Genomic DNA, 12,633 nt, shown 5'->3' on the forward strand with positions numbered 1-12,633 from the left:
CACGAACAAAGGAGAGTCCGATGGACAAAAAAATAAGACGGGTACCGCAGCTTAGATTCCCAGGTTTCACTGATGATTGGGAACAGCGGAAGTTTGGAAATATAGCTAATCGAGAGTCCAAACAAATTGAATCAACTTCTAGCATACCAAGTGTTGAATATGATGATATTATTCCTAACCAAGGAAACTTGAATAAAGATATCAGCACTAAAAAGACTAAGAAAAAGGGTATCGAATTCGATGATACAAATGTTCTTTATGGGAAATTACGTCCATATCTCCACAACTGGCTTAATGCATCATTTAAAGGGGTGGCTGTAGGTGATTGGTGGGTTCTTAAACCTATTAAGATAAGCAAGAACTTCCTATACTATCTAATTCAAACCAAAAAGTATGATAATATTGCCAATCTATCATCTGGTTCTAAAATGCCACGTTCTGATTGGAATCTCGTTTCAAACACGGTTTTTAGTATTCCCAATACAAAAGAAGAACAAGAGAAAATTGGCGTATTTCTTTCTAATATAGACTCCCTCATCGCCCTTCATCAGCGTAAGCTTGACCACTTAAAGCAACTTAAAAAAGGTTTGTTACAGCAGCTATTTGTTTAAGAAAATTAAGGAGAACATAAAATGACTAAAAATACAACACAATCAATGACCGGTAAACTATGGACAATGGCCAACGAACTTCGTGGGAACATGGATGCTAATGAATATAAGAACTATATTCTTGCATTTATGTTCTACCGGTACCTATCCGAACGTCAGGAAGAATACCTGGTAACTAACAACGTGATTGATGTTCCACACGGGATGACCGCCAACGAAGCATACAAGCAAGAAGCTTCTGGAGATGATTTAGGAGACTACCTTGAAGACATTTCTCGATCACTTGGTTACGCCATTGAGCCAAAGGATACTTGGGCCAGCTTAGTTGAAAGGATTCAGAATTCAGAAATTATTCCAAGTGATTACCAGGATATTTTTGATGATTTCAATAAAAATACGGAATTGAACTCAGAATCACACCAGGACTTCAAAGGCGTTTTTAACGATGTTAACTTAGGTGATTCACGGCTCGGGGCGTCCACAACGGCTCGTGCGAAGTCATTGAATGCTATGGTTAAGCTCGTTAACGAGATGGAATTCAAGGATGACAGTGGTAAGGACCTCCTTGGTGAAATTTATGAATACTTAATTGGCCAATTCGCGGCTTCTGCCGGTAAAAAGGGTGGGGAATTTTATACGCCACACGAGGTTAGTCAAGTTTTGGCTAAGATTGTGACTGATGGTATAACAGAAACTGACAAGACATTCAGTGTTTATGACCCGACGATGGGGTCAGGTTCGTTACTGTTAACCGTTGGGAATGAATTACCACATGATGCAAGTTCTGGTGCGATTAAGTACTTTGGTCAAGAATTGAACACGACGACCTACAACTTAGCACGAATGAACTTAATGATGCACGGTGTTGCTTATAGCAACATGACGTTGAATAACGAAGATACTTTGGAAACGGATTGGCCTGATGGACCGGATGCTCAGGGTATCGACCATCCGCGTTCATTCGATGCGGTTGTTGCTAACCCACCATATTCGGCAAAGTGGGACAATGACAAGTCAAAGTTAAAAGATCCTCGTTTTAGTGATTATGGTCGATTAGCACCTGCTTCCAAGGCGGATTATGCATTTGTCTTACATAGCTTGTACCACTTAAAAAATGAGGGGACGATGGCGATTGTACTTCCACACGGAGTCTTATTCCGGGGTGGTGCAGAGGAAAAAATTCGTCAAACAATTATTGAAAAGAATTATCTCGATACAGTAATTGGCTTACCAGCGAACCTATTCTATGGAACAAGTATCCCTACTGTGGTTTTGGTATTTAAGAAGAATCGCCAGAACAAGGATATTCTCTTTATTGATGCCTCTAAAGAATTCGAAAAGGATAAAAATCAAAATAGGCTAACTGCCGAAAATATCAACAAGATTATTGAAACTTATCGTGAGCGCAAGAATGTTGATAAGTTCGCACATGTGGCATCATTAGATGAAATTAAAGAAAATGACTTTAATCTGAATATCCCGCGGTATGTCGATACTTTTGAAGAAGAGCCACCGGTTGATTTGCAAGAAGTAAAGAAACTCTTGGCCGAAGACGATGAAGAAATTAAGCAATTAGAAGCTGAGATTAATGAACAACTAAAGATTTTAGGGGTTTAAACGTTTAAAGTGGACTTTAGCTGATGCTAGAGCCCACTTTTTTGATTACGCTTGGGAACAGCGAAAGTTGGGTGATGTAGTAGATGTAAGAAGTGGACGTGACTATAAACATCTTCATGAAGGTAATATTCCTGTGTATGGTACTGGTGGCTATATGCTTAGTGTAGATAAAGCACTTTCTGAAAATGAGGATGCCATAGGTATTGGTCGAAAAGGTACAATTGATAAACCATATTTACTTAGGGCTCCATTTTGGACTGTCGACACTTTATTTTATTCAGTACCCAAAGAGCATTACGACTTAAATTTTGTAAATTATACTTTTCAACGTATTCATTGGAAAAAGTATGATGAGTCAACTGGTGTTCCTAGCTTATCTAAAACAACAATTAATTCTGTTTCAGTACTTACACCAAACTATGAAGAGCAAAAGAAAATAGGTTCTATTTTTTCGCACTTCGACATCCTCATCGCCCTTCATCAGCGTAAGCCAAATAGATAGTTCTTAACTTAAACTAGACAAATATCTCATTACCAAGTCGTTATCCTGATTTTCCAACTCATTGATAATATGCATATAAACCTTTTGAGTCGTCGTAATTGATGAGTGACCTAATCTTCTGGAGACACTGGCAATTGACACACCTGCAAACATTAATAAAGAAGCATGAGTGTGACGTAACCCGTGTAATGAAATTTCTGGAATTTGGCAATTACGACAATGACGAGTAAGCCATTTATTAGGTGTTGAATTGCAAACAGCCCCTTTAACAAAAATCGGTTTGTCCTCATCAAGTTCTCTAATTAATTGCTGAAACTGCATCCCTAGTTGCCAATCCATTTGAACTTTTCTGATGGAACTACGATTTTTAGTTGGCTGAAAACCAGTGTTAGTTTTATAATCCCATGTTTTATTCACAGATATCGTTTGCCGTGCAAAATCAAAGTCTGCTGGTGTTAGTCCTAAAGCTTCTGAAAACCTTAACCCAGTTTTCGCAATCAGCAGAATTAACCAATCCCAATTTATCGAAGTACCTAAATTTAAGTCTTCCAATAAACTATGGAGCTCAAACTGATTTAGGTACTTTTTTTTCTTTTCTCTAGGAGTCTTTCCCTTAAAAATTGCCTTTCGTGTAGGATCCCTATCGATTAATCCATCATCGACTGCATCTAAAATTGCTCCTTTAACTTGGTGATGAAAATCAATAACTGTTTGGCGTTCATGAGTTTCAGCATACTTATTTAGTAACTCTTGATATATATTTCGGTCAAAATCTTTCATTTTTAAATCCGGTAAAATATATGCTAAGTGTTGATAGTTATTTTTATATTTTTCGAGAGTGACTTGTCGAACTGCACCATCCTTGTATAATTTAATCCAATATTCAAAATAGTCCTTAAAAAAACTATCACTTGTAAAATCACTTTTAGTCATTACTAAAGACCTCCCATTCAGGTATTTGGCTTACGCTGATGAAGGGTGATGAGGTTATCAATGCTTCGGAAGAATGTCCCAACAGCTTTTCGCTCTTCAACATTTGTTGAAACAACGAACGCCATCTTTCTGAATGAACCAGTTGTGATTTGGTTGATTGTGGCTCCAAGGTTCTTGTTGATTTCAATGGTGAATTGTTGAGTGTCCAACATCGCATTGGTGAAATCTGGTGTCTCAGAGCGAATCCCAGTCATAAATGCACCAATGACGGTATTGTCCATTTGGCGCTTAATTTGGCCATGTTTACCAATCAAATTCTTAGATCCATTCCGAACGACAACGATAATATCGCCTTCTTGCACATTTGAAGAATTAACAATATCATGTGAAACGTAGACATTATCCGCATCAACAATCTCACCATTTTTGACATTTGAAGAACGTAGTACAAACGTACCTTCTTCTTGAACGTTATCTGGAGAATATGTCAATCCAGAATAAAATTCAACGATGTCACCTAACTTTCGCTGTTCCCAAGCGGCATTATGTTCATGATAGATAATGTAAGTAATCTTACTAAGAGATCTTAAGTTTATTAGACGTCGGTCAGGTATTATATTATTGAAACAGATAAAGCTAAAGCATTTTTACCGTATTGATTAAAGTAATATCAAGAATAAACTATTTCCCTTAAGCGGTTTTAAAATTAAAAGATCCCACATTCCATAACACCACCATAAAACCGCCCCAAATCAAAAACCACTTGGAAAATCCTTTATCGATTTCCAAGTGGTTTTTAGTTTAGATTGTTAATTTTACGGCGTTTTAATTTTGCCAGTTGATGTTTTGGTCGTCTGCCAAAGCGTAGTCAACTAACTCTTGGCCGTCCAGGTCAGTCTTGTGCATATCAACGGCATTGATCTGGTTGTTGTTGTAGGTCGTGTAGTAGTAGATACCACGATCGGCGTTGACACAGGATGAGTAGATCGTAAACTCGAATTGGTTGTTTTCGACGCCATCCAGGTTCTTTTGTTGCTCAACAGAGTGTGAAATGTGGAAGAAGTTACCCACGTTTTCACTCTCGCTTTCGCCCTTAGGTGCGTTGAGCTTGGTAAAGGCAACCTTAACAAAGCGTGACATTGAGTCCATCCCGCCTGGCAGACCCCGCGTTCCGAGGCCACGGCTGTAGTTATCAAGGTCCACGTTTTGACTGAACTTGTTTTCAGGCTGCTGTGGGCTCAAGAATTGGTAGTTGTTTAAGTTAAACAGCTGCTTGTCGAATTGCGGGTTGTTGGTCAACACACCAACCGGGTTGTCATAAACATGCAGCCCGTCGCGATCGCATTCAATCGTCAAGGTCTTTTCAGAAGCCGTTTCACCCATCATCCAGTGCAGTGGGGAAAGCGGGAACTGGTCATTAAAGTTGATCTTAACCAGGTTAATCTTGTTTAATAGAACCTTTGCTTCATCCAAGGTTGCGCATTGGCCCAAAATCCACGGGATGAATTCAAAAGGCGTTACGTTATCCTTATCTTCTGCCAGCGGCTTGTAATCAGCGTTGCCCGGGTAGTTCAAGCCGGCCATGCTCAAGCCCTTTTCGTTCGTGGCATCAAAGTAGAGTGGATAGTTGTCAACTGTTGTGGCCATACCAATCATGGCATAGTGGTGTTCAAGCGTTGGCATCTTGCGGAAAGTCAGTGGAAAATTACGCGGCGTAATCGTAACTTTTTCACCATAAGAAATTTCCAAATCCAAATTCCGACCAAAGTAGTGGTCTCCAGCGGTATAGGTTACTGCAGTACACATTAGCCATCACTCCTTTACACATATATGTAAAATATTATTTACGACCATCATTCTAGTGCAAGCGATTGTTCAAAACAAGCATTAAATAGAATATTTAAATAAATCAGAACTTATTATCATGGATAAGTGATTCTGTTGAGGCCGTTTCTTTAAGTATCGCCTGTAAGAAAGCGCAACCTTACAACCGTTGGGTAATTAACTAATCCTTAGCAAGGCGATTGACCAAATAGATTAAGTCCCTAAAGAAAAAGTAACGATTATGATTGACAGCGCTTACACCGTTATGTATAATTACAATTGTAAGTAAGCGGATTACTGATCCGATCAGGTCTAAGCTACTATCAAGGTAATTTCACCAGAAATGGCGTATATTGTCTTATAGTAGCTTTTTTCTTTGTAAAACAATGCCAGGTGATGGGTCAATGATTTTCATAAAGAGTTTTAATAATAGTGCCGCCCTGATTCGAAACGATGAGGGCCAAGAGGAGGTTGTCTTAGGCAAAGGAATTGGATTTGGCTTAAAAAGCGGTGACCAAGTTCCCGCTGAAAAAATTGAACGCCGGTTCATCCCGGCGAACCGGGAAGAGGAAATCAACCAGGTCAAACAAATTAACTCGCAAACGATCGATGTGACTAATAAGATTGTTCGGCTGGTTGAGCCCCTCCTTCAGGTGAAGTTCAATGATTTCAACTACCTAGCGTTAGCCGATCACATCGATTTTGCGCTCACCCGGGTACGGGACCATATCGATCTAAATGCGGCGAACAATCGCTGGGAAGTTCAGAACTTGTTCCCCAAGGAATACGCGGTGGCAACTCAAGTGGTGGAGCTGATTAACAACGATTTGAACGTTAAGTTACCGGAAAGCGAGGTCGTCTTAATGACCTACCACATGGTAAACGCGGAATCAAACGATGTTCAGCTTCAAGAAACGGAGCAGATCGCGCAGTTGATCACGGGGATTATCAGCATTATCCAGTTCCAATACCAGTTAACCCTAGATACCGAATCATTCAGTTACAGTCGTTTTATTACGCACTTGCGGGTCTTGTTGGTGCGCTTGATCAAACACCAAAAGCAGCAGCAACGCGAAAAACTCGATCCGTCGTTGCTGTCCTTCATGAAGGTCAAGTACACCCGGGCTTATGAAACTGCTGAGCGAATCGCTACTTACTTACACGCTAAGATGGGGTGGACCCTTAATTCCGACGATAAGTTCTACCTGGTCCTCCACATCTTCCGGGTAACATCAAGACAGGATCATTAATCAGACTACTTAGGTGTGTTACTAATTCGATTAGGCAAGAACCCAAGTTGCTGAAGCACTCCCACCGTGGGAGAACTTTGGTGACTTGGGTTTTCTTAGTAAAAGGGGGTCAAAAAATGGCTAAGAATTACACGGCGCTTGCCAAGACGATCTTAAAGGGAGTCGGCGGCAGCAAAAACATTAACAACGTTACTCACTGTACAACGCGGCTGCGCTTCAAGCTCAAGGACGTCAGCAAGGCTAATGATGATGATTTAAAGAACACCGATGGGGTGGTTACCGTTGTTAAGGCGGCGGGCCAGTACCAAGTTGTGATTGGCAATGAGGTCGCCGATGTTTACGAGGCGGTCTTAAAGGAAGGGCACCTTCCCGGTGGGGGCGAAGTGGCTGATGACGACGGTGAAGAAGATGACACCAGCTTTATGAATAAAGCGATCGCCCTTATTTCCGGGATCTTTACCGACATCCTGGGGCCGCTGAGTGCCGGGGGGATCATTAAGGGGCTCGTGGTCATGTTTGCGGCCTTTGGTTGGCTATCCACAAGGTCCGGGACTTACCAGATTCTCTACTCCATTGGGGACAGCATCTTCTACTTCTTGCCGGTCTTCTTAGGGGTTACGACGGCCCGGCGGTTCCGAATGAACCAGTTTATCGGGCTAGCGATCGGGGCGGTTCTAACCTACCCGAACATCGTTGCTTTAGCATCCAGCAAGACGGTTTTAGGGACCCTGTTTAAGGGAACCGCCTTTGCCTCGGAAATCCATACCACCTTCCTGGGGATTCCGGTGGTGACGATGTCGTACACCTCGACGGTGCTCCCGGTCATTGCCGCCGTCTGGTTCGGCTCAGTCATTGAACACTGGGCCAACCGCTGGGTTCCAACCGTGATCAAGACCTTTATCGTTCCGGTAATTACGATGGTTATCACCCTGCCGGTCACTTTAATCGTGATTGGGCCAATTACCACCTGGGTTGGGGACGCCATTGGGGCCGTAATGGCTGCCGTTTACGGCTTCAGTCCGATTGTCGCCGGGATTTTGATGGGGGCCGTTTGGCAAATCCTCGTTATCTTCGGGGTGCACTGGGGAATCGTGGCGGTCACCACGGCCGACCTGGCTTCGCTGGGCTACGACCCGATCCTTGGTTTAACTTGCATGGTCTGCTACGCTCAGATCGGGGTTGTCTTAGCCATCATTCGTCAGACTAAGGACCCATCCCTTAAGAAGAACGCCATCGGGGCCTTCTTCTCCGGGCTCTTCGGGGTAACCGAACCATCGATTTACGGGGTTACCCTACCGCGGAAGGTTCCGTTTGTCTTGAGTTGTATTGCCGGGGCCGTCAGCGGTGGCGTGATTGGGGCCTTTGGTTCCCGCCTGTACATGCTCCCATCGATGGGGGTCTTCGCCATTCCGGCGTACGTTAACCCGGATGGAATGGTTGTCATCCAAGTAGTCGGAGTGATTGTTGCCGCCGTGATCGCCTTCATCGTCGGTTTCCTTCTGCAAATCCTCTTTGGTAAGAAGTACGTGGATCAAGAATTTAATGAAAAGCAGGCCCAAAAGGAAGCCATCTTGGCTGACGGCGGGGCAGTTCAAGGAGCCACGGTAGTTAGTCCTCTGGACGGGACGGTTATCCCGCTGGCCGAAGTTGACGATGAGGTCTTTTCTAGCGGGGCGATGGGCCAGGGAGTAGCCATTGAACCAACCAACGGCCTGCTCTGTGCGCCGGTTGACGGCCAGGTGGTCATGACCTTTGCCACTGGGCATGCAATCGGTTTAAAATCAAGTCAGGGCGCTGAACTTTTAATCCACATCGGGATGGACACGGTTAACCTGCAGGGGAAGGGCTTTGAAACCCTGGTGCAAAAGGGGCAAATGGTAAGTGCCGGCGATCCGCTGGTCAAGTTTGACCTGGCGGCCATCAAGGAGGCTGGCTACACCGTTACCACGCCGATTGTAATCACCAATTCAAAGGACTTTGGCAAGGTTAGCCAGGTGGCCACTGGGGAGGTGAAGACCGGCGATAAGCTTTTAGACCTGCAACCGCAAGCGGTGGACCAACTCACGCAGGACCTGGTTGCTAACCCACAACTAAACGCAAACTAGATTTGAAACCAGGGGAAACAGAAAGGAATTAAAAACATGTCATTTCCAAAGAATTTCTTATGGGGCGGCGCTGTCGCTGCGAACCAAGTTGAAGGTGCATATGATGTCGATGGCAAGGGGCTTTCGGTTACCGACATCACCACGGCCGGGAGCGTGGAGCACTCCCGGATGCTGACCTACAACCTAGACGGGAAGCTTCAAGCAACTCCAGCCGTGCCGGGGGCCGGGCTACCTAAGGGGGCCACGGGGGCGATTGACCCGGCGGCCTACTACCCAAACCACGTGGCCATTGACTTCTATCACCACTACAAGGAAGACATCAAGCTGTTTGCCGAAATGGGCTTCAAGACCTTCCGGACCTCGATTGCCTGGACCCGGATCTTCCCTAAGGGGGATGAAGCAGAGCCAAACCAAGCCGGACTCGACTTCTACCGCCGGGTCTTCGAGGAGTGCAAGAAGTACGGGATTGAGCCGTTAGTTACGATCTCGCACTACGAAGATCCCCTCTACCTAAGTGAAAAGTACAACGACTGGCAAGACCGTGAAATGATCGATATGTACGTCAAGTACGCCAAGGTCTTATTTGAAGAATACAAGGGGCTGGTTAAGTACTGGCTGACCTTCAACGAAATCAACTCCGCCCTGCTGATGCTTAACAGTTTCGGCAACAACGTCACGGATGACAAGGTCTACCAGCACGCCTACCAAAAGCTACACTACCAGTTTGTGGCCAGTGCCCGGGCCGTTAAGCTGGCGCACCAAATTGACCCGAACTACGTGGTCGGTAACATGATCTGCGGGGTGGTTGACTACCCGCTGACGCCCGACCCGAAGGACGTTTTGGCCAACCGCTATATGATGGAACAAATGATCTTTTACTGCGGGGATGCCCAGGCCAAGGGGTATTACCCAACCTTTGCCAAGCGCCTGTGGGCCGAACACAATGTTCACTTGGACATCACCGAAGAAGACAAGAAGGAGATGTTAGAGGGAAAAGTGGACATGTACACCTTCTCGTACTACATGTCCAACGTCGTCACGACCCACGAAACCAAGGACAAGGTGGGCGGTAACTTCGCGGCCGGGGTCAAGAATCCGTACCTAAACTACTCCGAGTGGGGCTGGGCGACTGACCCAACCGGTCTCCAGTACTACCTGGAAGTCATGTACGATCGCTACGAGATTCCGATCATGGTTGTCGAAAACGGGCTCGGGGCCGTGGATAAGATCGCCGAAGACGGCAAGATTCACGACGACTACCGTATTGACTACCTGAAGCAGCACCTGCAGGTCATCAGCAAGGCCATTGATAACGGTGTTGACGTTCAAGCATACACCACCTGGGGCTGCATCGATTGTGTCTCCGCGGGGACGGGACAAATGTCCAAGCGTTACGGCTTCATTTACGTTGATCGAGATGACCAGGGGAACGGTGACTTGCACCGGATGCCAAAGGATTCCTTCTACTGGTACCAAAAGGTGATCGCAACCAACGGTGCGAACTTAGAAGAAGAGCATAATTAACGGTCGGGCGCCCTGATAGTGGCGAGACCAAAAAGAGAAGGCGTGAACCCCACGCCTTCTCTTTTTTAGTGAGTTAATTTAAATGATGTCTAAGTGCAGTTCGTTATCCCGGACCAGGCCGAAGCGTTTCATGACCTGGAAGAGCACCACGGAGATGATGGCCGGAGCCGCTACGCCCCACAGCATGTAGGCGATGAATTGGCCAGTGCCCTGGCCCCAGAAGTAGAGCGGGGCGATGAAGGAGTTCATCCCCAGCCCCCCAACCGTGTAGGCTGCCCGCAGGCCGGAAAGGGTGGTCGCCAAGGGCGCGCAGACGATAGCGGCAACCAGCGGCGGAACCATTTGCCAGGGGTTAACGATCAAGTTGGGGAATTGAACCTTCGGCGTTACCACAAACTGAGCAATGTTCCCGCCCAGGGTGTTTTGCCGGTAGGACATGGCCGTGAAGCCAACGAACTGGGCGGTCGTCCCGATGGCGGCGGCCGCCGCGGAGATCGGGTCCAGGGTCAAGGCCACGGCCAGGGCCGCTGAAGAAGCCGGCGTCATCAAGAAGATGGCCCAAACGGCGGAGATGCACATGGAGCCAAAGACCGTGTTCACCTTGATGGAAGCGGCGATCCAGGCACTCAGGGCGGTCAAGGCTGGCGTCACCACGGCGGCCAGGGCGAAGCCGACGAGGGTGCCGGCAAAGGTAACCACCATTGGTACCAAGACCATGTCTAGCGGGGTCTTACCAGACAGCCACTTTCCCAAGAGGGCGGCAAACAGGGCCGCGGCCACGGCGGACACGGGTTGCCCGGTCGAGAAGACGGCGTTGCCGACCGCCAGCGGATGGGCGGTGCCCCCCACGGACTGGATGGCCGTAGCGGTGCTGGCCGTTTGAACAAAGGAAACGGCGTTGGCGGCCACGGTGGCGGAAATGATGGTTGAGAAGGTAACCAAGGTGGTGACTTCCAGCTGGGAGGCGACCGCCAACCCCAGGGCCGGGGCGAGCAGGTCCTGGGCAAGGGTTCCGGCTTCATAAAGCGGTTGCCAGTGAACAAAGCTGGCTACGGTCTGCATTAATAGCCCCATCCCCAGGGTCACCAGGATGGCATTGGCAATTGCGGCTGAAATGTTGTAGGCGTAGTCACGGACGGTTTTCTTGGCTTCTTGAACGTCAACGGTCTTCATCGCGGCGGTGCGGGCATTGCTTGCTTGCTCCATTGGGGTCATCTCCTAATCTTTAGACATCATGCTGGTGGGAACAAAAAAGACTCCGGGTTTGGTTAAAACCCCGAGTCTCATAAAACTCTAATCAAATTGAGCTCAACGTTACCTCACAACCGGGCGCTTTTAAGCGCCAATTGGGGGGAAGGCTTAGAACCGGGGTATTCAGTTAGGCCAGTGGTAATAATTAAGACTAGGTCTAGTAGTAACCCAATAATAATAATGACTAGCATGTTGAACACCCCTTCCGGTCAATTGATTATTTCTTAACAGTTTCTAATCTTAACATCGTTTTTTAATTTTGCAACCCGCGAAAAAAAGAAAAATTGGGAATTGAGCTAGTAAGTTCCTCAGAAATTACGTTAGCGCCCCGAACAAATCTGGGGCAGGCAAGCCGTGACAGGAAGGTGACGGAGCAATCAATATTATTTAATTAATATTAACAGCCCTTATTTAGTTCGGGACCCGTCGGTGGCTGCCCCGGCCTTCACGAAGCCCATTAGAACCGCCAGGATGGTGACGATGAACGGGAAGAAGGCAAAGGGGATGAAGTTTAGCGGGCTAACTTGCAGGGTTGCGCCAATGAAGACTCCCGAGACGCTCCAGGGCACGATGGCATTAACGGCGGCCCCAACGTCGTTTAAGACTCGGGTCATTAGCTCCCGGGGGAGGTGATGGTGGTCAAAGGCGGCCTTGAAGGATTCACCGGGTAAGATGATGGCTAGGTAGTGTTCCCCAACCAGCAGGTTGACCCCGATACAAGTTAGGGCGGTGGCCATGGTTAAACCGCCTAAGTCCTTAACGTTTTCTTCAACCTTATCAACGATCACCCCGATGACGTGGAACTTGATCAGCAAGCCTCCCAAAGACAGGGCGAAGATGATCAGCGAAAGCGACGCCAGCATGCTACTGATGCCTCCCTTTGACAAGAGAAGGTTGATCGTTTTGTTAGGGGTGTGGGCGACGTAACCGTTCATTGATATATTATGGGTTGGATACCCGTCACTTTAGTGATGGGAGGAAAGCCCCCACTCAAGCACCTACGGTGCTTCTTTTTT

The 12,633-nt window shown here is 46.6% G+C and carries 9 protein-coding genes and 2 pseudogenes; 6 read left to right on the forward strand and 5 right to left on the reverse strand.

Annotated features, from left to right (window positions below):
• Positions 1–20 precede the first annotated feature (20 nt).
• The 3 genes and pseudogenes from AOQ57_RS03400 to AOQ57_RS03410 form a co-directional block, all read left to right on the forward strand.
• Positions 21–611 carry a restriction endonuclease subunit S gene (locus AOQ57_RS03400; RefSeq protein ID WP_093625217.1) on the forward strand — a complete coding sequence of 197 codons (591 nt, stop codon included), beginning with the start codon at positions 21–23 and terminating at the stop codon, positions 609–611.
• A 21-nt stretch (positions 612–632) separates the two neighbouring features.
• The gene (locus AOQ57_RS03405) at positions 633–2,228 is read left to right on the forward strand and encodes a type I restriction-modification system subunit M (RefSeq protein WP_093625219.1); all 1,596 of its coding nucleotides are present in this window, start codon (positions 633–635) and stop codon (positions 2,226–2,228) included.
• 64 nt (positions 2,229–2,292) lie between these two features.
• Positions 2,293–2,730 (forward strand): annotated as a pseudogene (locus AOQ57_RS03410) (restriction endonuclease subunit S); the annotation flags it as partial.
• Between the two features lie 3 nt (positions 2,731–2,733).
• Here AOQ57_RS03410 and AOQ57_RS03415 read toward each other — a convergent pair.
• The 3 genes from AOQ57_RS03415 to bsh all read right to left on the reverse strand — a co-directional run bounded on the left by AOQ57_RS03415 (position 2,734) and on the right by bsh (position 5,469).
• Positions 2,734–3,663 carry a site-specific integrase gene (locus AOQ57_RS03415; RefSeq protein WP_093625223.1) on the reverse strand — a complete coding sequence of 310 codons (930 nt, stop codon included), beginning with the start codon at positions 3,661–3,663 and terminating at the stop codon, positions 2,734–2,736.
• Between the two features lie 17 nt (positions 3,664–3,680).
• Positions 3,681–4,154, reverse strand: coding sequence for a restriction endonuclease subunit S domain-containing protein (locus AOQ57_RS03420; protein WP_235788998.1), 474 nt, complete (start codon positions 4,152–4,154; stop codon positions 3,681–3,683).
• Positions 4,155–4,488: 334 nt separating this feature from the next.
• A complete protein-coding gene (bsh, locus tag AOQ57_RS03425; protein WP_093625227.1) occupies positions 4,489–5,469 on the reverse strand; it encodes a choloylglycine hydrolase in 981 nt (326 codons plus the stop codon).
• Between the two features lie 422 nt (positions 5,470–5,891).
• Between bsh and AOQ57_RS03430 the strand changes: the two genes are divergently transcribed.
• From AOQ57_RS03430 to AOQ57_RS03440, 3 genes are all read left to right on the forward strand, one after another.
• The gene (locus AOQ57_RS03430; protein ID WP_093625229.1) at positions 5,892–6,737 is read left to right on the forward strand and encodes a PRD domain-containing protein; all 846 of its coding nucleotides are present in this window, start codon (positions 5,892–5,894) and stop codon (positions 6,735–6,737) included.
• Positions 6,738–6,853: 116 nt separating this feature from the next.
• Positions 6,854–8,842: a beta-glucoside-specific PTS transporter subunit IIABC gene (locus tag AOQ57_RS03435; protein ID WP_093625231.1), complete on the forward strand. Its 1,989-nt coding sequence runs from the start codon at positions 6,854–6,856 to the stop codon at positions 8,840–8,842.
• A gap of 36 nt (positions 8,843–8,878) precedes the next feature.
• Positions 8,879–10,366: a glycoside hydrolase family 1 protein gene (locus AOQ57_RS03440; protein WP_093625233.1), complete on the forward strand. Its 1,488-nt coding sequence runs from the start codon at positions 8,879–8,881 to the stop codon at positions 10,364–10,366.
• 78 nt (positions 10,367–10,444) lie between these two features.
• Here AOQ57_RS03440 and AOQ57_RS03445 read toward each other — a convergent pair whose 3' ends face one another.
• Both AOQ57_RS03445 and AOQ57_RS03450 read right to left on the reverse strand, forming a co-directional pair.
• Positions 10,445–11,572: a PTS sugar transporter subunit IIC gene (locus AOQ57_RS03445; RefSeq protein ID WP_093625235.1), complete on the reverse strand. Its 1,128-nt coding sequence runs from the start codon at positions 11,570–11,572 to the stop codon at positions 10,445–10,447.
• A 452-nt stretch (positions 11,573–12,024) separates the two neighbouring features.
• Positions 12,025–12,561: pseudogene (locus tag AOQ57_RS03450) on the reverse strand (Na+/H+ antiporter NhaC family protein); the annotation flags it as partial.
• Positions 12,562–12,633: the final 72 nt, after the last annotated feature.

The sequence above is a fragment of the Limosilactobacillus gorillae genome (assembly GCF_001293735.1).
In the GTDB taxonomy this organism is placed as follows: Bacteria; Bacillota; Bacilli; order Lactobacillales; family Lactobacillaceae; genus Limosilactobacillus; species Limosilactobacillus gorillae.

What these genes read in the sequence shown, in the direction of transcription:
- AOQ57_RS03445 (WP_093625235.1), bottom strand. Translation starts at nt 11,572, where the DNA reads ATGGAGCAAGCAAGCAATGCCCGCACCGCCGCGATGAAGACCGTTGAC.
- AOQ57_RS03440 (WP_093625233.1), top strand. Translation starts at nt 8,879, where the DNA reads ATGTCATTTCCAAAGAATTTCTTATGGGGCGGCGCTGTCGCTGCGAAC.
- AOQ57_RS03405 (WP_093625219.1), top strand. Translation starts at nt 633, where the DNA reads ATGACTAAAAATACAACACAATCAATGACCGGTAAACTATGGACAATG.
- AOQ57_RS03430 (WP_093625229.1), top strand. Translation starts at nt 5,892, where the DNA reads ATGATTTTCATAAAGAGTTTTAATAATAGTGCCGCCCTGATTCGAAAC.
- bsh (WP_093625227.1), bottom strand. Translation starts at nt 5,469, where the DNA reads ATGTGTACTGCAGTAACCTATACCGCTGGAGACCACTACTTTGGTCGG.
- AOQ57_RS03435 (WP_093625231.1), top strand. Translation starts at nt 6,854, where the DNA reads ATGGCTAAGAATTACACGGCGCTTGCCAAGACGATCTTAAAGGGAGTC.
- AOQ57_RS03415 (WP_093625223.1), bottom strand. Translation starts at nt 3,663, where the DNA reads ATGACTAAAAGTGATTTTACAAGTGATAGTTTTTTTAAGGACTATTTT.
- AOQ57_RS03400 (WP_093625217.1), top strand. Translation starts at nt 21, where the DNA reads ATGGACAAAAAAATAAGACGGGTACCGCAGCTTAGATTCCCAGGTTTC.